This is a genomic window from Acinetobacter sp. YH1901134 (genome assembly GCF_013416965.1).
Lineage (GTDB): Bacteria > Pseudomonadota > Gammaproteobacteria > Pseudomonadales > Moraxellaceae > Acinetobacter > Acinetobacter amyesii.
In genome coordinates this window covers 63,881-82,137 of the sequence record NZ_VPEW01000012.1, presented here as the reverse complement: position 1 = coordinate 82,137, position 18,257 = coordinate 63,881, and the positions used below count along the sequence as shown (strand labels likewise).

Sequence of the window (18,257 nt, the reverse complement as noted above, 5' to 3'; positions counted from 1 at the left end):
CTCTTATACGAAACTCTCTTCATCACACTTCTTACATTCCAACATTACCCCTAACTTTTCTTTCCGTCCTTGCTCAGTGATAACCCAAGGACGGTTTTGCCATGGAGGATCATGGCGGACATGCTGTGTATGACCACAAGCTAAAATGGCATACCAATGATTTTCATCATCCAAGGCAAAATCAACAATGGCTTGCTGCATATTAAACACCTATCTAAATTAAAATGATGCTGAAAAGGGAAAAGATTTCATGTTGAGCAATCACAACGGCTTGAATATCGAATTGCAAAATAAACTGTGAAATTTGGTTTATTTCTGGCGCACACTTAGGCCGCGACAATTCTATTTTTCCCGCCATGTTTAGCTTTATACAGCGCTAGATCAGCACGTTGAATTGTATCTTCGTAGGTGCAATCTTCAGGCATGATGGTTGTCACTCCTATGCTCACGGTGACATGCGCGTTATCTATTGAAAACCGACTTAATTCTTTTCTGGAATGTTCATGAATCCGTTTGGCAAACTGGATGGCCTGCTCGCAGCCCGTGTTGGGCAAGGCGACCACAAACTCATCTCCACCTAAGCGGCAGGCGCAATCGGTCTTACGCAGCGTTAAACGAAGAATATCTGCGACTGCTCGGATTGCCTCATCACCAACATGATGGCCTTTGCTGTCGTTGATCTTTTTGAGGTTATCAAGATCGAACATCAAGATCGAGGTCTGTATGGAATGCCGTAGGTATGATTCATAATGTAATGCTAAGTCATGTTCTAATTTTCTTCGGTTGAAAAGACCGGTTAACTGATCTGTATGGCTGAGTTCTTTCAGCTTGATTTCCAGGTTGTGACGCGCTGAAATATTACTTGCGACCCAAAGTACAACGTCTTCTTCATCTACCGAAAAACTGAGAGCTTGGATGCGCACCTCAAACCAAATGGACTCTTCAGGACCATAATCGGGCAGACCTTTTACATCCCTATTGCTCAATTCGTACTCTTCGATGAGTAGATTTCCTGACGCTAGAGCTTGGTCGATCAGTTGCATAAACAAGTTGGCTTTATCTGGCTTGATCACATCTGAAATATAGGTACCAACAAGACCGGAACCATCGTGGTAATAGCGATTATCGCGCCCACCAAAAACCGCAACGTATTTTCCACTACGCGATATGACAAAAGCAGGGTCTGGCAAAGCATCAAGAATGATAGCCATCTGCTCAATGTTAATCATTAATTAATTCTATTTCTTTATTTACAATAATTAACACAATAGCTAAAAAAAATAAAAAGCACGTGTTTTTTCACCAAAAATAGTGATGAGTGAGATGTAGGTGTGATGAATATCTGTCTCAATTGTTTGGCATCTATTTACGCAGGCCTAACACCATAATGCTTTCACGGCTTATTTCCGTTATAGAGATAAGGCAGATGATAGAAATGTTTTGAATTATCGCCTGCATCACACGAATCCATACATACACATGCAAAATCAGAATAAACAAAAGAAAAATCTCGGCTATACTCGTTCATAAATTAATAATGAACAGAGCACTGAATAATGCGTGTACTTGTTGTGATGGATCCCATCGAAAATGTAAACCTAAAAAAAGATACCTCAATGGCGATGCTATGGGCAGCAGCACGTCGTGGACATGAGCTAGGCTATGCATTACAGCAAGATTTATATATCGATCAAGGCAAAGCCTTTGGTTTGATTTCTCCGCTAAAAGTTTTTGAAGACTACAACCACTATTACGAACTCGGCGAAAAACAAAAAGAATCGATTGCTGCTTATGATGTGGTTTTGATGCGTAAAGATCCGCCGTTTGACATGAACTTTGTCTACACCACCTATATTTTGGAACAGGCTGAACGCGAAGGTGCATGGATTATTAACAAGCCACAAAGCCTACGTGACTGCAATGAAAAATTGTTTGCGACACAATTCCCTGAACTTCAAGTACCAACCTTGGTGACTTCACAGCAAAGTCTGATTCGTGAATTTTTACAAGAACATGGTGATGTGATCGTGAAACCATTAGACGGCATGGGTGGTATGGGCATTTTTCGTTTATACCAAGATGGCGTAAACATTGGTTCAACCATTGAAATCCTGACCAATAACGGCACACAGCCGATTATGGCGCAGCGTTACATCCCTGAAATTGTGGATGGTGACAAACGTATTTTGATGATCAATGGCGAACCCGTACCGTATTGTTTGGCGCGTATTCCGCAAAATGGTGAAGTGCGTGGCAACTTGGCGGCAGGTGGTTTGGGCGAGGCGCGTCCATTGACCGAAAATGATAAAGCCATTGCAGCCAAAGTCGGACCATTCCTTCGTGAAAAAGGTTTGGTCTTTGTTGGTTTGGATGTGATTGGTAATTACGTGACTGAAATTAATGTCACCAGTCCAACCTGCGTACGTGAAATTGATGCGCAATTTGGCACCTCGATTGCCGATGATTTATTTGATGTCCTTGAGACAGGTTTAAAAGCTTAATTTTGCACTAGATTTAAAAGAGTCCTTCACGGGCTCTTTTTTGTCCTGCGCTAAGGGGAGGGGAGCTAAAAAAGCAAAAAAACTGTAAGTGAATGCAATTAAAGTGAAAAATTGTCTGATTTTTTTTCAATTCTCATAGATTAATAATAAAACTAGTTTAAACTTTTAAAATAGTAGAAAAAAACAATCATACGCCTGTTGAAAAAAAGTAAATTACCTTTCACGGTCATGCGTTTGTGATTACAATTGTTTGCTTAAAATCGAATATCATTAGCCTCTTTTTAGAATTGAAGAATTAGACAGTGACCGAAGTAACGCAAGTAAAGCCGAAACATGTCATGATGATGGCTGCCGGAACCGGTGGTCACGTCTTTCCAGCGCTCGCTGTTGCCAAAGAGTTGCAACAACAAGGCTGTGAAGTTTCTTGGCTCGCAACGCCAACAGGCATGGAAAATCGCCTGCTTAAAAATCATAATATTCCAATTTATCAAATTGATATCCAAGGCGTACGCGGCAATGGAGTCGTGCGTAAGCTGATGGCACCGTTTAAAATTCTCAAAGCTACATTGAGTGCCATGCGTTATATGAAACAACTCAAAGTCGATGCAGTTGCAGGCTTTGGGGGGTATGTGGCTGGGCCAGGTGGCTTGGCAGCTCGTGCATTGGGCATTCCAGTCATTATCCATGAACAAAATGCGGTGGCAGGTTTTACCAATACGCAGTTGTCACGTGTGGCTAAAATTGTCTGTCAGGCATTTCCAAATACCTTTCCTGCACAAGATAAAATCGTGACCACAGGTAATCCTGTACGTAAAGAAATTACAGAAATTTTAAATCCGTCATGGCGTTACCAAGAGCGTGAAAAAGCTGGTTTGCCATTACGGGTTTTAATTGTGGGCGGCTCATTGGGTGCACGTGCCTTAAATGAATGTGTGCCAGCTGCCTTACAGCAATTAGAACAGCCCCTCAGTGTATATCACCAGTGTGGTCAAAATAATGCTGAAAGCACATTGGCTCGTTATGCAAATGCACCTGAACATATGCAAGTTGAAGTTCAGCCGTTTATTGAAGATATGGCAGCAGCCTATTCTGCAGCGGATTTGATTATCTGCCGTGCTGGTGCGCTAACCGTCACTGAAATTGCGACAGCGGGTGTAGCAGCCGTGTTTGTTCCTCTGCCAAGTGCAGTGGATGACCATCAAACTGCAAATGCCGGATTCTTGGCCAATATCAATGCCGCAAAAATTTGCCCACAAGCGGACATGACCGCAGAAAGTTTAACAGCGTTGTTGAAGCCGCTGATGAATCGCCAACGACTTATGGAAATGGCGGTTAAGGCTCGACAACAGGCACAACCCGATGCGACACAGCACGTGGTTGGTTTAATTCAAGATTTGTAAAATTCGAGTAATCTATGTCTCCATCAACGCCTGCCGATCAAGCGAAAAAGCTCATTAAAGTGCCAGAAATGCGCCGTATTAAACACATCCATTTTATTGGGATTGGTGGTGCGGGCATGTGCGGTATTGCCGAAGTATTGAAAAACCAAGGCTATAAAGTTTCAGGTTCAGATATTAAAGCGTCGAAAACTACGGCTCAGCTTGAAGAAAACGGCATTCAAGTTTTCATCGGTCATGCTGCTGAAAATATTCAAGGCGCCAATGTAATCGTGGTATCAACAGCCATTGATTCTGAAAACCCAGAAGTGAAAGCGGCGATTGAAACCCGTACACCTGTTGTACGTCGTGCAGAAATGTTGGGTGAATTAATGCGTTACCGTCATGGTATTGCCGTTGCGGGGACGCATGGCAAAACTACGACAACCAGTCTTGTGACCTGCATGTTGGCAGAAGAAAATCTGGACCCAACTTATGTCATTGGTGGTTTGTTAAATCGTACTGGTGTGAATGCTGCATTGGGTGCAAGTCGTTATATCGTGGCCGAAGCGGACGAATCAGATGCGTCATTCCTGCATTTACAGCCGATGGCAACGATTGTCACCAATATCGATGCTGACCATATGGATACCTATGGCGGTAGTTTCGATGTATTGAAAGATACCTTTGTGCAATTCTTACAGCGTCTTCCATTTTACGGTTTAGCTGTGATGTGTGGTGATGATGCCAACATCCGTGAAATTATGCCGCGTATTGGTCGTCCTGTCGTGACGTATGGTTTCAATGAAGACAACGACATTCGTGCTGTTGATGTGGCTCAAGAAGGCATGCAATCACACTTTACCGTTTTGCGTAAAGACCGTGAGCCATTACGTTTAACCATTAATTTGCCGGGTCTTCATAATATCTTAAATGCCTTGGCAGCGATTGGTATTGCAACGGATGAAGGTGTTTCTGATGCTGCGATTGCGCGTGCCTTAGAAAGCTTCAGTGGTGTAGGTCGTCGTTTCCAAGTACAAGGCGAATTTGAAGTTGAAGATGGCTTGGTGAAATTGGTCGATGACTATGGTCACCATCCAAAAGAAGTCGAAGCGACCATTAAAGCGGCACGTGCAAGTCATCCAGATCGTCGTTTGGTGATGATGTTCCAACCGCACCGTTTTAGCCGTACGCGTGACTGTTTTGATGACTTCGTCGATGTCTTGTCACAAGTTGATCAACTGTTGTTATTAGAAGTTTATCCTGCGGGTGAAAAACCAATTGTGGGTGCGGATAGTCGTGCATTGGCTCGAAGCATTCGTCTACGTGGTGAAGTTGAGCCGATTCTTATCGATCCAGTAGAAGGCAACTTACAAGCAGTAATGAAAAAAGTGTTACAAGCAAATGACTTGTTATTAACACAGGGCGCAGGTAATGTTGGAGCAATCTCAATCGAACTTGCTCAAAACAATCTCTATGTAAAATGATTACCGCTTGGTGATCCAAAGTTTGTTTAGACCGTAGATAAAAGTTTAAGGATATAAACGTGTCAAATGCTTCAAAATTCGGCAAAGTTGCCGTGTTATTAGGTGGGAAATCTGCCGAACGTGAGGTTTCTCTCGATAGTGGTAAAGCTGTACTTGAAGCATTGGTGCGTTCGGGTGTAAATGCCGAAGCATTCGATCCGCAGCAACGCAGTGTGACTGAGTTGGTGGCTTATGACCGTGCATTTATCGTACTTCATGGTCGTGGTGGTGAAGATGGTCAAATTCAGGGTACTTTGGAATGGTTAAACATTCCGTACACTGGAACGGGCGTTCAAGGCTCGGCGATTGGTATGGATAAAGTCAAAACTAAACAAGTTTGGCAAGGTTCAGAACTACCGACAGCACCTTATCGTATTGTCAGTAAAGATTCAGATTTACAAGAAATTGTAGATTCAATTGGTTTGCCATTTATTATCAAGCCGGTGCATGAAGGTTCAAGCATTGGTATGAGCAAAGTTGAAAAAATTGAAGACTTTGCAACCGCAATTGCAAAAGCGACCCAGCATGATGCAGTCGTGATGGCTGAAAAATGGATTACCGGACGTGAATTTACCATTGTGATTTTAAATGGTCAGGCATTACCGGTGATCCGTTTGGAACCGCCTGCAGATGTGGCTTTTTACGATTACGAAGCGAAATATAACCGTAACGATGTGCAATATGGTATTCCATGTGGCTTGACTGAAGATGAAGAAAAGCGTCTACAAGCTTTATCTTTACGCGCTTTCCAAGCGGTAGGTGCGAGTGGTTGGGGCCGTATTGACGCGATGCAAGATGCAGAAGGAAACTTCTGGTTACTTGAGGTAAATACTGTTCCGGGTATGACTAGTCATTCTCTAGTGCCAAAAGCTGCCAATGCTGTAGGCTATAGTTTTGATGATCTTTGTGTCGCGATTTTGGAACAAACCCTGACAGGTGCGGCACACTAAATTATGGCTCAACTTCCTGCGTCTATGCGCCGTAAACGTGCAGCAACGACATCGATACATGACAAACCACCGACACGTAAGGAAAAACTTACCAATGTGGGTGGATGGCTGTTGTTGTTTATTGCATGTGTGGTTTTGATTGCCGGAATTTGGGGGCTATATAAAGTCATGACGGATGCACGTGTGGCTGAACTTGATGTGGTGGGTGTGCGGAGCGCCCAAGAAAAACAACAAGTCATATCATACGTTTCACCGATGATGACTGAAAACTATTTTACCTCTGATTTACGTGTCATTCGTGACCGTACTTTAGAAATCTCTTGGGTCGATCGCGTGGTGGTATCGCGTGCTTGGCCAAATGCAATTCGTGTACGGGTGATGCCGCGTCAAGCGATTGCACGTTGGGGAACTGGGCGACTGTTAAGCGACAGTGGTGATGTATTTGCCGAATTAACCCCGACCAATCATCAGAATTTACCGTTATTGCATGGGCCGACGAGTCAGTCCAAAATGATGATGCGTCGCTATAATGAAATTAATCAACTATTTATACCTGTTGGCATTCGTTTAAAAGAATTATATTTAACCGAACGAATGACTTGGTTTATGCAGTTTGATTCAGGCTTACGCGTGATTGTCGATCAAGATCAGACCATGAGTAAGTTGCAGCGTTTAAGTTATCTCGCACACAGTGACTTAAAACCTGTATGGCCACGAATTTCTGCCATCGATTTGCGCTACCGAAATGGTTTAGCGATTCAATGGAAAAACTCTGTGCCAGCAAAGTCGGTAAATGGTCAGTTTGTTGTAACCAGTGATGACATAGGCATTGCGAATGCAGCGCCTGTAAAGCCATAATGATCGGCTTTATAAGTAGAGGCTTTAAGCCATAAATTAAACAAACATGTGAATGGTAGTAGTAAATAATGAATGAAGCTGTTCCCTCGGTTGTTGCGATTGACATTGGGACACACAAAGTTTCAGTTTTGATTGGTAAGGTACACGCGCCAGACAATATCCAAGTGGTAGGGATGGCGACCGCTCGTAACCGCGGCATGAATAAAGGGAAAATTGTCAGTCTCGATAAAGTTGTTACCGCAATTAAAAATGCAGTGCAGGAAGCGGAAGATATGGCGGAATGTCGTGTACATTCTGCGTGGATTTCCATTCCAAGTGCTGAACTAAAAAGTTTTTATGCCTCTGGTCGTACTCCAATTGAAAATAATGACCATGCGATTACCACCAATGAAGTGGTGCGTGCTTTAGAACTGGCCAAAGCCAGTCATTTAACGTCTGACCATTATTTGGTGAGTGCTGTACCTTTAGGTTTTGAACTAGATGATGAACCTGAATGGGTGTTAAACCCGATTCGCATGTCAGCACGGAGTATGACAGGACATTATCATTTGATGATGTTGCCCATCAGCACCATGCAGAATTTGGATCGCGCATTAAAAGGTGCCAATATTGGTGTTGAACGCATGGTCATTTCATCATTAGCAACAGCTGAAGCCAGTTTGCTTAAAGATGAAAAAGAATATGGTGTGTGCTTGGTTGATATTGGTGCTGGTACGACCAACATTGCGGTGTATTTAGATGGTCGCTTGGCGATGACACACACCTTGCAACGTGGCGGTGAGCATGTAACACGTGATATTGCTGCTGTATTGCAAACCACAACAGAAGAAGCTGAACGCATTAAGCTGTTGTATGGTTGTGTTGATCTGAAAGTGGTTAAACCTGAAAGTATGATTCAGTTCCAAGGTATTGATGGTCCACAAACCATTAGCCGTATTGAACTGACCGAAATCATTATTGCGCGCTATGAAGAAATCTTTAATCAAGTGCGTAATGAGTTGGTCGATCATGGTGCGATTCATGGGTTATACCATGGTGTTGTACTCACAGGTGATGCCTGCCAAATTGAAGGGATGGTGACATTTGCGCGTCGGATGTTAGGTGTTTCTGCACATTTAGGTAACCCACCTATGCAAGTGTATGCTGATGATCAACAGCAAGCCGCTTTACGTCGTTCACAATACGCGACTGCCGCAGGTCTGTTAATTTTCAGTCAAAGTGAAACACAAGATACGATCGTTGAGCCAGAAGATACGGAAAAACTTTCAGTATTGAATCGGGTAAAACGTGCATGGTCGGGCTTCAATGACACCTTGAAGTCGATCTTTTAAGTTGAAATATTTGGGAATATTGTTGGGAAGTTGTACGGATTATTGCTTGTACTTGACAAGCTGGAACTTGGACAGCATTCTAAAAAACAATTTTTATTAAGATCAAGGCAGTATACGGGCTGAAGTGTCTGCCAATTATGGATTAGGAATTTTTTAGGCATGGCCTCATTTGAATTTTTAGAAGATGATCAAAGCGACAGCAACGGTCAAGCCCGTTTCACAGTATTCGGTGTAGGTGGTGCTGGCGGTAACGCTGTGCAACACATGTTGGAATCAGATATCGAGGGTGTAAAATTTGTTTGTGCCAATACAGACAAACAAGCACTCGACCGCATGAATGCACAATTTAAAATCCAACTTGGCGAGCAAAGTACGCGTGGTTTGGGTGCAGGTGCAAATCCACAAGTGGGTCAAACTGCTGCTGAAGAAAGCCGTGAGTTGATTCGCCAACACCTTGAAGGTACGGACATGGTGTTCGTGACTGCAGGTATGGGTGGTGGTACAGGTACCGGTGCTGCGCCAGTTGTTGCTGAAATTGCCAAAGAAATGGGTATCTTAACTGTAGGTGTGGTGACGACTCCGTTTAACTTTGAAGGTAAACGTCGTCAGCAATCTGCTGAGAAAGGTATTGAAGCACTTGAGCAACATGTTGATTCTCTGATTATTATTCCGAACCAACGCCTGCTGAAAGTGTTCCGTGATATCTCGATGAAAGATGCTTACAAAAAAGCAGACGACGTACTGTTAAATGCTGTACGTAGTATCTTTGATCTTGTCGTGCGTCCAGGTCATATCAACCTTGACTTCGCCGATTTGAAAACTGCCATGAGTACTCGTGGTTATGCAATGATGGGCGCAGGTTCTGGTCGTGGTGAAAACCGTGCACGTCAAGCAGCTGAACAAGCGATCCGTAGCCCATTGTTAGATAACGTGACCATCATGAATGCAAAAGGCATTTTGATTAACGTTACAGGTGGCGATGACGTAACCTTCGGTGAAATTGAAGAAATCACTGATGTGGTGAACCAAATTGTGGATCTTGATGAAGGTCAAGTGTTCTACGGTACGGTATTTGATCCAGATGCACGTGATGAAATTAGTGTAACGGTGATCGCAACGGGTTTAACTCGTAATTCTGCCGATTCTGCTGAGCCAGTGAAACGTCCTGTCGCACAAGCAACGCGTACAGTCGCTTCTGCACAAGTACCTGTAGATGAAGATGATGTGCCAGCGATTCAACGTCAGCACAATGAAGCAACAGCTCCATCTGCAGCAGCGGCGTCAGCATCCAATTCACGCCCTACGCCAATGAGTATTCAAGACTATTTGAAAAATCAGCAGCGTAAATAAAATAAATTCAATGACTTAAAAGTCTGTTGATTACAAAAGGTAGCTGATCAGCTACCTTTTTGTTTTTTATCAATAGCTAAATATGCTAACGTATAGCGGTTTTGTGAACTGATGATAGAAGACACATGTTGAAACAACGTACCCTGAAACGCATCGTGAAAGCGAGTGGCATCGGACTGCATAGTGGGCAAAAAGTGATGATTAACTTTGTGCCACATCATGCCGATGGGGGGATTGTGTTTCGTCGTATCGACTTAAATCCACCGATTGATATTCCAGCCGATGCTATGCTGATTCAAGAAGCATTCATGTGTTCTAACTTGGTGCAAGAAAATGCCAAGGTGGGCACAATTGAGCACATTATGAGTGCGATTGCTGGTTTAGGGATTGATAACCTGATCGTGGAAGTGTCGGCGTCTGAAGTGCCCATTATGGATGGGAGTGCCGGCCCGTTCATTTATTTGCTTATGCAAGGTGAACTACAAGAACAAAATGCACCTAAAAAATTCATAAAAATACGCAAACCTGTCGAAGCACTGATCGATGATAAACGTGCTGCCTTCCAACCCCATGACGGTTTCCAATTAAATTTTACGATTGATTTTGACCATCCTGCATTTAAGAAAGAATTTCAGTCGGCAACTATCGACTTTTCAACCGAAACATTTGTCTATGAAGTTAGTGAAGCGCGGACTTTTGGCTTTATGAAAGATTTAGATTACCTCAAAGCTAATAATTTGGCTTTAGGGGCGAGTCTCGAAAATGCCATTGGTGTAGATGACAATGGTGTGGTCAATGAAGAGGGCTTACGCTTCTCGGATGAGTTTGTTCGTCACAAAATATTAGATGCTGTGGGTGATTTATATTTGCTCGGTCATCAAATTATTGCGAAATATGATGCCTATAAGTCAGGTCATGCATTAAATAATCAGTTATTACGCAATGTCAAAAGTGATCCAGACAGCTATGAAATTGTAACATTTGATGACATTAAAGATTGCCCAATTAGTTATGTGAATGTGACATAAGTCATTGTCTTATAATAGTGATGTTATATTGTATCATTTGTAAGTGTTAAGTCTGTCACATTCTGAATATTCAAATTTATCTGTTACAACTCGGTGGTTACTTTTTATTGCTTGCCAAACGCAGCATTGCTTGGCTAAGCTTAGGGTCGCTCACAAAGTCAGCAGCATTACGGAGTAAATCCTGAGTTTCTGTACTGAGGGTTCTTGAAATTTTTTCAGGGGAATGGGGCGTTGGAGACGGAGTTCTCAGACGAACTTGAATCTTGTGTAAATCCTTGAATTCGTATATTTGTGATAACTGTGCAATATATTGCTTTTGTAAATAGGCCAACTGACTTATCAGTGCCTGATTTTCACCAGTTAATATAAGTACACCGTTTATATAACAAACGACTTGCCATTGATCCGGTTGGGGCAATAGCGGTTGGACAATTTTCGTAAGCTTCTGCCATGCAGCAACTTGCGTTGAGAGAAACGAAAAGTTTCCTGTTTTTATGTGTTTTCTTGTTGGTTGAAAGACGTTGACAGGTTCTGACATACATATTTCCTACATGTTTATGTCTTAATCTTATGCGCTCCTTTTGGCTGATATCAAGGACGAAATCACACAAGGAACAAAAGAGAACAGTTTATAGAGGTTTTTTATGCATTTACGACGTATTTTATTGGCGTTTTCATTGGCTGCTTCGGCCGCTTCAGTCGCTTTTGCAGATTTAGTTGAATTAAATCAAGCAGATTCATCAGATCGTATTGAACAGTTAACTCGCACTTTGTCTCAAGGTGCTTACTCTGAAAGCAATGATATTGATATTCCAGCAGAAACAAAGTTGAATGTTAAAATTCGTGAAAAATCAATTGAACTTAACAATGCGACAATCGCAAAAAAATACGGTTCAAGCAATTCCTCTAAAAACTATTCAGCAAGTTCAAATAATCCATATTCATGGTTAATTGCCCACCCACTTCCAGACATGAAGCGTGTAAGTTCAAACTATGGTGGTCGTACCATGGGTGGCCGTGCAGAAAATCATTCAGGTTTAGATCTTTCTGCGGCTAGTGGCACACCTATTTATGCAACGGGTCCAGGCATTGTAACAAAGTCAGGTTGGGGCACAGGTTATGGTCAATATGTTGAAATTAACCATGGTAATGGTTACCTGACACGTTATGCACATGCATCACGCTTAATTGCACGTGTAGGCGACCGTGTTGCTGCGGGTGAGCATATTGCTAACGTTGGTTGTACTGGTCGTTGTACTGGCCCACATTTACATTACGAAGTAGTGAAAGATGGTCAACGTAAAAATCCATCAACGTATTTAGCGATGTTACCATAAGCACATATAACATCTATATACGAAGCCATTGTCTGAACCTCTACAGACAATGGCTTTTTTATTTATCGCTAATAACTATAAAATTATCATTTTAAAAAATATTGTCTGTATGAAAAATGGCGAAAATTGACCCAAAAATGTAAATTTGTGTAATTGTTAATCAATGAGTATTTAGTAAATAAATAACAGAGCTATTTCGTATTCATTTGTGGCGATAACTGAGCCTAGCCAAAATATGGTACTAATAGAGCCATATATTTAGCACATAGGATAGGTGAAGTATGGCGTTTTATGGCGATACAGATGCGCAAGAAACCCAAGAATGGCAGGACGCATTTGATTCAGTTTTACAGCACATGGGAACTGACCGCGCTGCATTTTTGCTTGAAAAACTCTATCAACAAGCGATTGCTAAGCACGTTCCCATTCAGCGACTAAATACTCCTTACTTAAATACCATTTCAGTTGAAGAACAACCGCCTATGCCGGGTGATTCGGATATGGAGCGCCGTATTCGTGCGCTGATCCGCTGGAATGCTTTAGCGATGGTACTGCGTGCCAATAAAACAGGTGATGACTTAGGTGGTCACTTGGCAAGTTTTGCATCATCTGCAACTTTATATGACGTGGGCTTTAACCACTTCTTCCGTGCCAATAGCGACAGCTTTGGCGGTGACATGATCTATTATCAAGGTCACTGTGCGCCGGGTATCTATGCACGTTCGTTCTTAGAAGGTCGTTTGACTGAAGAACACTTAAATAATTTCCGTCGTGAAGTCGGCGGTAAAGGTTTGCCGTCATACCCACATCCATATTTGATGCCAGATTATTGGCAGTTCCCAACCGTATCGATGGGTCTAGGTCCAATCATGTCGATCTATCAAGCACACATCCAAAAGTACTTGATGAATCGTGGCCTGATCAAAGAAGAAAACCGTAAAGTTTGGGCTTACCTCGGTGATGGTGAAATGGATGAACCTGAAAGTACAGGTGCCATTTCACTTGCAGGTCGTGAAAAGCTCGACAATCTGATTTGGGTCGTGAACTGTAACTTACAGCGTCTTGATGGCCCAGTTCGTGGTAATGGTAAAATTATTCAAGAACTTGAATCATTGTTCCGTGGTGCAGGCTGGCGCGTAATTAAGGTGGTTTGGGGTCGTCATTGGGATCCGCTACTGGCAAAAGATGATTCAGGTGCCTTAAAAGCGGTGATGGAAGAAGCGGTCGATGGTGACTTCCAGCGTTATCAAGTGAAAGGCGGTGCGTATACGCGTGCACATTTCTTTGGTAAGTATCCTGAAGCTGAAGAGTTGGTGCGCAACTTAAGCGATGAAGATATTGATAACCTGAACCGTGGTGGTCATGACCCATTCAAAGTGTATGCGGCTTATGCCGAAGCGATGAAGGAAACGGGTCAGCCAACAGTTATCTTGGCAAAAACAGTCAAAGGTTATGGTTTGTCGGAAGAGATTGAAGCAGTCAATAAGACGCATCAAATCAAGAAAATGCAGCTTGAGTCGTTGAAATACGTGCGTAACCGTTTCAACTTGCCATTTACCGATGAACAGCTTGAAGAAGTGCCATTCTACCGTCCAAGTGAAAATTCACCTGAAATTAAATACATGAAAGCACGTCGTGAGGCATTGGGTGGTTATTTACCTGCACGTCGTAAAGAAAGCGAGCAGCTGGCGATTCCTGAATTGTCTGTGTTTGATGCGGTACTCAAAGGCAGTGGCGGTAAAGAGCAATCGACGACCATGTTGATGGTACGTTTGATTTCATCATTATTGAAAGAAAAAGCCATTAAAGATCGTGTCGTACCAATTGTGCCAGATGAAGCGCGTACTTTCGGTTTGGAAGGTATGTTCCGTCAGTTGGGGATCTATGCTGCGCATGGTCAAAAATATACCCCTGAAGACCAAGAACAGTTGATGCATTACCGTGAAGCTAAAGATGGTCACATGTTACAAGAAGGGATTAACGAAGCGGGTGCGATGAGTGCTTGGGCTGCGTTAGGAACCAGTTATTCAACCAATAACTTGCCAATGATTCCGATGTATATGTACTACTCGATGTTCGGTTTCCAGCGTATTGGCGATATTGCATGGGCTGCAGGTGATGCGCAGGCGCAAGGTTTCTTGTTAGGCGCAACTGCGGGTCGTACAACACTGAACGGTGAAGGTTTACAGCACCAAGATGGTCATTCACATATCTTGGCAAATACGATTCCAAACTGTATTTCTTATGACCCATGTTTTGGTTATGAGTTGGCAGTAATCGTACATGATGGTTTAAAACGCATGTACGTGAACCAAGAGCGTGTGTTCTACTACTTAACAGTAATGAATGAAAACTACGAACATCCAGCTATTCCTGAAGGTGCTGAAGAAGGCATTAAACGTGGTATGTATCTCTTCGAAGAAGATGAGAAAGCAACGGTTCAATTGATGGGTTCAGGTGTGATTCTGCGTGAAGTGATTAAAGCAGCGAAAATCCTTCGTGATGAATATCAAATTCATTCAAATGTGTGGAGCGTCACTAGCTTTAACGAATTAGCTCGTGATGGTATGGCGTGTGAAGAATACAACCGCCTACATCCATTGGCTGAAGATACGAAAGAAGCTTGGATCTCTCAATTACTTCGTGAAAAAGACGGTATTGTGGTATCGGCAACCGATCACATGCGTGCTTATAGCGAACAAATCCGTGCTTATCTTCCAGACAATCGTCCGTTCGTTGCATTAGGCACAGATGGTTATGGTCGTTCAGATACACGTGGCAACTTACGTAGCTACTTTGGTGTCGATGCCGCACATATTGTGGTAGCAACATTGAAAAAACTCGCGGATGAAGGCGAAGTTGATGCGCGTTTAGTCAAAGATGCTATCTCAAGCTTTGAACTAGATACTGACCGTCCAGTGGCATGGGCTCCGCAGGAAACGCCGGAACTGCATGCTGTGGCTGACTACAAAGAGGAGAACTAATCATGCGAATTACGACTCCTGATATTGGTGTAGATAAAGCAACGGTCGCTGAGATTTTAGTGAAAGTCGGCGACACCATTAGCGTTGATGACAGCATTGTGTTGTTAGAGTCTGACAAAGCCTCTGTTGAAGTGCCAAGCACTTCGGCAGGCGTGGTGAAAAGCATTGCAGTTAATCTAGGTGACAGTGTTGCTGAAGGTGCTGTGCTGATCGAGTTGGAAGCAGAAGGTCAAAGTACTGCTACCGTTGAGCCAGTACAAAATGCAACTGAAGACCAAGCAGCAGAACCAACTCCGGTTGTGGAAGCAGAACAAGCTGCAGCAGCACCTGTTGCAGCCAATGCTCCTCAGTCGCAAAGTGTCGATGTGCAAGTCCCTGATATTGGCGTAGAAAAAGCTACGGTAAGTGAGATTTTGGTCTCTGTTGGTGATGAGATTGATGTTGATCAAAGTATTATCGTGGTGGAATCAGATAAAGCGACAGTCGAAGTCCCAAGTACTGTATCAGGCCGTGTCGAATCGATCACGATCAGCGCTGGCGATGTAGTGAAAGAAGGTGTAGTGATTTTAACGGTGAAAACGGCGGCTTCATCTGCTGCGGTTGAATCGGCTCCTGTGCAAGAAACTGCACAGCCTGTTGCTGCACCTGTTGTTGCAGAAGCAGCACCAGCGCCGTCTACGGCTGCGGCGTCTGGACCTGTTGAAATTGCAGTGCCTGACTTAGGTGTTGATAAAGCAGCAGTGGCTGAAATTTTAGTCGCTGTGGGTGATGTGGTTGAAAAAGACCAAAGCATCATCGTGGTGGAATCAGACAAAGCAACGGTAGAAGTGCCAAGCTCTACCGCTGGTAAAATCACCGCGATTCATGTTCAGTTAGGGCAAAGTGTCTCTGAAGGCGTCGCTTTAGTGACGATTGAAGCCGAAGGTCAAGCTGTTGCAGCACCTGCACCAGCGCCAGCAGCGAAACCTGCACCAGCTGTAGCACAGCCTGCGACAGTTGCACCTAAAGCTGAAAGCAAAGTTGAAGCAGCAGCACCGCAACCACAAGGCGCAGATAAGCTCACCAAAGAGCAAAATGCTGCCAATGCCAAAGTGTATGCAGGACCTGCCGTTCGTAAGCTTGCACGTGAATTGGGTGTGGTTTTGGCAGAAGTCAAAGCATCGGGCCCGCATAAGCGTTTAATGAAAGAAGATTTGTTCGCTTATGTGAAAACCCGTTTGACCACTCCGCAAGCTGCACCTGCAGCTCAAGCTGTGGCACAGGTTTCAGGTTTGCCGAAGTTGCCAAGCTTTGATGCTTTTGGTGGTGTCGAAGAGAAAGTTTTGACGCGTTTACAACAAGTGTCGATTCCGCAATTGTCTTTAAACAACTTTATCCCGCAAGTGACGCAGTTCGATGCAGCGGATATTACTGATCTTGAAGCTTGGCGTAATGATTTAAAAGCTAACTTTAAGAAAGAAGGTATTGGCTTAACCATTATGGCTTTCATCATCAAAGCAGTGGCTTATTTGTTGAAAGAAGAGCGTGAATTTGCAGGTCATTTGTCTGATGATGGCAAGTCAGTATTGTTACGTAATGAAATCCATATGGGGATTGCCGTTGCCACGCCTGATGGTTTGACCGTGCCTGTACTGCGTAATCCAGATCAAAAATCGATTAAGCAGATTGCAATTGAGCTGGGTGAACTGAGTCAAAAAGCACGTGACAAAAAACTGTCGCCAAAAGATCTACAAGGTGCGAACTTTACCATTACCAGTCTGGGTTCAATAGGTGGCACGGCATTTACACCGTTGGTCAACTGGCCACAGGTGGCGATTTTGGGTATTTCACCTGCAACCATGCAGCCAGTATGGAATGGTGAAAGCTTTGATCCACGTTTGATGCTGCCGCTGTCATTGTCATACGATCACCGTGTAATTAATGGAGCAGATGCTGCACGTTTTGCCAATAAACTGACGAAGCTGCTCAAAGATATCCGAACTTTATTGATCTAATCTGACCTGTTTAAGTTTCAAAATGAACCCTGCTTTGGCAGGGTTTTTTTATGGCGTGGTGGTGGACTGACAAAGCCAATCAGGAAGTTCAATGGGTGAAGGGTAGAGCTTTAATGCCGAGTTTGCGTTGAGGTTATAGGTGAGTGGAAGCGTACGATGTGGCTGCGCCGTCGACCAAAGCTTATGTCGTAAATGTTCAAAGCGTTGGAAGTCTTTTAAAAATAAACCCCAAAACTTTTCATAATGTCCCAGTTCTTGCACATGTTGATGCTGATAAGCATGTGTTTGACCTTGTTGGTGTTGAAAGTCATAGCCCATCAGCCAAATACGATGCGGTTGAAAGAGATGTGCGAGTGAATAGGCTTGAAGGCCGCAATTATTACCATACACAAAGTACGGTGAATGAAATAACTCTGCTTGCGTATCGATACGCACGGTTTTAAAGTTAATCACTTCATGTTCAGGATATGGACGGTTGTGACCTAAACCACATCCGCTAATGATGTCACCTTGAAAGCAGGCTTTGAGCATGGGCTGATACTGTAACCACCATGCATAGTCTGAATGATGAGCAATTTGAGCCTGAGGAAGTTGAAGAAAACTTTGATTACAGCAAATGATCAGCAGTTTTTTTGAGGGCTGAATGGTGGTTAAGTCGAAATTGAGCTGAGACGGGCCGCCTGCAATGATTAATACATCCTGCACATGCATATAGTGTTGAATAAATTCTTGAAATTTTTGATTATTGTTTTGCATATCAAATTGAGTCATCGAAAATTAAAATTGCGAAAACATGCATTCCTCGCTAGAATAGCATTACTTCATTGGGGAGTAGCCGCTTTTTACGCAAAGTAAAAAGGTGATGGTCAACATATTTGCTCTAAAACGAGCATGGTCATCATAGCAAAGAACCAAATGAGCTCTTCGTAGCTTTCTTTTGTTGGCAAGACCTTTGATTTATCACTCTGCACATTGGCTAGCAGGAGGGATAAGTCATCGGTATATGTTATTGCTAGCCAGAG

The 18,257-nt window shown here is 43.3% G+C and carries 15 protein-coding genes and 1 riboswitch; of the genes, 11 read left to right on the top strand and 4 right to left on the bottom strand.

The window, feature by feature from the left end:
- Positions 1-3: 3 nt before the first annotated feature.
- Together FTV50_RS12700 and FTV50_RS12695 are read right to left on the bottom strand one after the other, a co-directional pair.
- Positions 4-201, bottom strand: a complete 198-nt coding sequence (locus FTV50_RS12700; RefSeq protein ID WP_180024624.1) for a DUF3565 domain-containing protein — start codon at positions 199-201, stop codon at positions 4-6.
- A gap of 125 nt (positions 202-326) precedes the next feature.
- Positions 327-1,229 (bottom strand): sensor domain-containing diguanylate cyclase, encoded by a 903-nt coding sequence (locus FTV50_RS12695; RefSeq protein WP_180024623.1) that lies wholly within the window; start codon positions 1,227-1,229, stop codon positions 327-329.
- Between the two features lie 327 nt (positions 1,230-1,556).
- Between FTV50_RS12695 and gshB the strand changes: the two genes are divergently transcribed.
- The 8 genes from gshB (at position 1,557) to lpxC (ending at position 10,920) form a co-directional block, all read left to right on the top strand.
- The gene (gene gshB / locus FTV50_RS12690) at positions 1,557-2,501 is read left to right on the top strand and encodes a glutathione synthase (protein WP_180024622.1); all 945 of its coding nucleotides are present in this window, start codon (positions 1,557-1,559) and stop codon (positions 2,499-2,501) included.
- A gap of 302 nt (positions 2,502-2,803) precedes the next feature.
- Positions 2,804-3,901: an undecaprenyldiphospho-muramoylpentapeptide beta-N-acetylglucosaminyltransferase gene (murG, locus tag FTV50_RS12685; protein WP_168379398.1), complete on the top strand. Its 1,098-nt coding sequence runs from the start codon at positions 2,804-2,806 to the stop codon at positions 3,899-3,901.
- 14 nt (positions 3,902-3,915) lie between these two features.
- A complete protein-coding gene (gene murC / locus FTV50_RS12680) occupies positions 3,916-5,364 on the top strand; it encodes a UDP-N-acetylmuramate--L-alanine ligase (RefSeq protein WP_078190576.1) in 1,449 nt (482 codons plus the stop codon).
- 59 nt (positions 5,365-5,423) lie between these two features.
- Positions 5,424-6,353 carry a D-alanine--D-alanine ligase gene (locus FTV50_RS12675; protein WP_078193219.1) on the top strand — a complete coding sequence of 310 codons (930 nt, stop codon included), beginning with the start codon at positions 5,424-5,426 and terminating at the stop codon, positions 6,351-6,353.
- A gap of 3 nt (positions 6,354-6,356) precedes the next feature.
- Positions 6,357-7,211: a cell division protein FtsQ/DivIB gene (locus tag FTV50_RS12670; RefSeq protein WP_078193218.1), complete on the top strand. Its 855-nt coding sequence runs from the start codon at positions 6,357-6,359 to the stop codon at positions 7,209-7,211.
- A 68-nt stretch (positions 7,212-7,279) separates the two neighbouring features.
- Entirely contained in the window at positions 7,280-8,542 is a 1,263-nt protein-coding gene (gene ftsA / locus FTV50_RS12665; protein ID WP_111884462.1) for a cell division protein FtsA, read from the top strand.
- A 159-nt stretch (positions 8,543-8,701) separates the two neighbouring features.
- The gene (ftsZ, locus tag FTV50_RS12660) at positions 8,702-9,892 is read left to right on the top strand and encodes a cell division protein FtsZ (RefSeq protein WP_180024621.1); all 1,191 of its coding nucleotides are present in this window, start codon (positions 8,702-8,704) and stop codon (positions 9,890-9,892) included.
- A gap of 125 nt (positions 9,893-10,017) precedes the next feature.
- Positions 10,018-10,920, top strand: coding sequence for a UDP-3-O-acyl-N-acetylglucosamine deacetylase (lpxC, locus tag FTV50_RS12655; RefSeq protein WP_078193215.1), 903 nt, complete (start codon positions 10,018-10,020; stop codon positions 10,918-10,920).
- Between the two features lie 97 nt (positions 10,921-11,017).
- Here lpxC and FTV50_RS12650 read toward each other — a convergent pair whose 3' ends face one another.
- Entirely contained in the window at positions 11,018-11,458 is a 441-nt protein-coding gene (locus FTV50_RS12650; RefSeq protein WP_111884464.1) for a DciA family protein, read from the bottom strand.
- Positions 11,459-11,564: 106 nt separating this feature from the next.
- Here FTV50_RS12650 and FTV50_RS12645 point away from each other — a divergent pair, with 106 nt between their 5' ends.
- The 3 genes from FTV50_RS12645 to FTV50_RS12635 all read left to right on the top strand — a co-directional run bounded on the left by FTV50_RS12645 (position 11,565) and on the right by FTV50_RS12635 (position 17,235).
- Positions 11,565-12,257: a M23 family metallopeptidase gene (locus FTV50_RS12645; RefSeq protein WP_111884465.1), complete on the top strand. Its 693-nt coding sequence runs from the start codon at positions 11,565-11,567 to the stop codon at positions 12,255-12,257.
- 281 nt (positions 12,258-12,538) lie between these two features.
- On the top strand, positions 12,539-15,241 hold the full coding sequence (gene aceE, locus FTV50_RS12640; RefSeq protein ID WP_180024620.1) for a pyruvate dehydrogenase (acetyl-transferring), homodimeric type: 2,703 nt from the start codon (positions 12,539-12,541) through the stop codon (positions 15,239-15,241).
- A 2-nt stretch (positions 15,242-15,243) separates the two neighbouring features.
- Positions 15,244-17,235, top strand: a complete 1,992-nt coding sequence (locus tag FTV50_RS12635; protein WP_180024619.1) for a 2-oxo acid dehydrogenase subunit E2 — start codon at positions 15,244-15,246, stop codon at positions 17,233-17,235.
- A gap of 48 nt (positions 17,236-17,283) precedes the next feature.
- Here FTV50_RS12635 and FTV50_RS12630 read toward each other — a convergent pair whose 3' ends face one another.
- The gene (locus tag FTV50_RS12630; protein ID WP_180024618.1) at positions 17,284-17,991 is read right to left on the bottom strand and encodes a methyltransferase type 11; all 708 of its coding nucleotides are present in this window, start codon (positions 17,989-17,991) and stop codon (positions 17,284-17,286) included.
- A gap of 58 nt (positions 17,992-18,049) precedes the next feature.
- Positions 18,050-18,192: riboswitch (yybP-ykoY riboswitch) on the top strand.
- Positions 18,193-18,257: the final 65 nt, after the last annotated feature.

Coding starts and splice junctions, on each gene's coding strand:
- FTV50_RS12630 (WP_180024618.1), bottom strand. CDS start 17,991: ATGCAAAACAATAATCAAAAATTTCAAGAATTTATTCAACACTATATG.
- aceE (WP_180024620.1), top strand. CDS start 12,539: ATGGCGTTTTATGGCGATACAGATGCGCAAGAAACCCAAGAATGGCAG.
- ftsA (WP_111884462.1), top strand. CDS start 7,280: ATGAATGAAGCTGTTCCCTCGGTTGTTGCGATTGACATTGGGACACAC.
- FTV50_RS12650 (WP_111884464.1), bottom strand. CDS start 11,458: ATGTCAGAACCTGTCAACGTCTTTCAACCAACAAGAAAACACATAAAA.
- lpxC (WP_078193215.1), top strand. CDS start 10,018: ATGTTGAAACAACGTACCCTGAAACGCATCGTGAAAGCGAGTGGCATC.
- FTV50_RS12645 (WP_111884465.1), top strand. CDS start 11,565: ATGCATTTACGACGTATTTTATTGGCGTTTTCATTGGCTGCTTCGGCC.
- FTV50_RS12700 (WP_180024624.1), bottom strand. CDS start 201: ATGCAGCAAGCCATTGTTGATTTTGCCTTGGATGATGAAAATCATTGG.
- ftsZ (WP_180024621.1), top strand. CDS start 8,702: ATGGCCTCATTTGAATTTTTAGAAGATGATCAAAGCGACAGCAACGGT.
- FTV50_RS12695 (WP_180024623.1), bottom strand. CDS start 1,229: ATGATTAACATTGAGCAGATGGCTATCATTCTTGATGCTTTGCCAGAC.
- murC (WP_078190576.1), top strand. CDS start 3,916: ATGTCTCCATCAACGCCTGCCGATCAAGCGAAAAAGCTCATTAAAGTG.
- gshB (WP_180024622.1), top strand. CDS start 1,557: ATGCGTGTACTTGTTGTGATGGATCCCATCGAAAATGTAAACCTAAAA.
- FTV50_RS12670 (WP_078193218.1), top strand. CDS start 6,357: ATGGCTCAACTTCCTGCGTCTATGCGCCGTAAACGTGCAGCAACGACA.
- FTV50_RS12635 (WP_180024619.1), top strand. CDS start 15,244: ATGCGAATTACGACTCCTGATATTGGTGTAGATAAAGCAACGGTCGCT.